Below are 629 nucleotides of genomic sequence, written 5' to 3'. Positions count from 1 at the left end.
TAACGCCCTGCTAAGGGGTGAGCAACGCAATACCGAAGCCGCAGCAAACCACCTTAATCACTAAATTCAACGCATAGTAAAAATGCCACGCGTTGCGAATCCCTCTTGAGCAGTTTGTTAGTCGCGAGGCACCGAGCGACAATTTTAAGCCAAACTAAACTTTGCGAACAACAAACTTTATGTGCTTTGATGCATTTAAGTCAGGCGTAATCTCAAAGCGGCTATTCAATGAAACCACTTGGAACAAACAACGCCGCAGAAAGCGGACTGACAACGCCCAAAAGCGCTTTTGGAAAACGAATCTCACAGTGCGGACTTTCAACAAAGTCACTGAAACCACGTGGAATTTGCAACACTAGAGAAAAAGTCACTCCAGCGAGTAAATCGGCTTTTGTGCCAACAAACTCACCGAGCGGAGTTGCAAGCAAAAATAGACTCTCGATTGCCCTGTTCTGTCAGCACCAAAGAACAAAACAACCGCTAGGACACTTGCCAAACTTTGGGCTTAAAATAGCAGAAACTGAGTTTTGACCATCGACGATGAACTTGTGCGCTAAACAAGCAACTGCCAGATTTTGAGCTTAGAAACATGATTTTGATTACTAGCTTTTTCTGGCGACTAACGCCGC

At 45.0% G+C, this 629-nt stretch carries 1 protein-coding gene; it reads left to right on the top strand.

What is annotated here, in order from left to right; translation table 11 throughout:
• The first annotated feature begins 228 nt into the window (after window positions 1-228).
• Window positions 229-531: a hypothetical protein gene (locus UF05_RS26495; RefSeq protein ID WP_082063994.1), complete on the top strand. Its 303-nt coding sequence runs from the start codon at window positions 229-231 to the stop codon at window positions 529-531.
• Window positions 532-629: the final 98 nt, after the last annotated feature.

The sequence above is a fragment of the Vibrio sp. S457-15 genome, assembly GCF_000960545.1.
Taxonomy (GTDB): Bacteria; Pseudomonadota; Gammaproteobacteria; order Enterobacterales; family Vibrionaceae; genus Vibrio; species Vibrio parahaemolyticus.
This window is presented reverse-complemented; position numbering and strand designations above follow the sequence as displayed.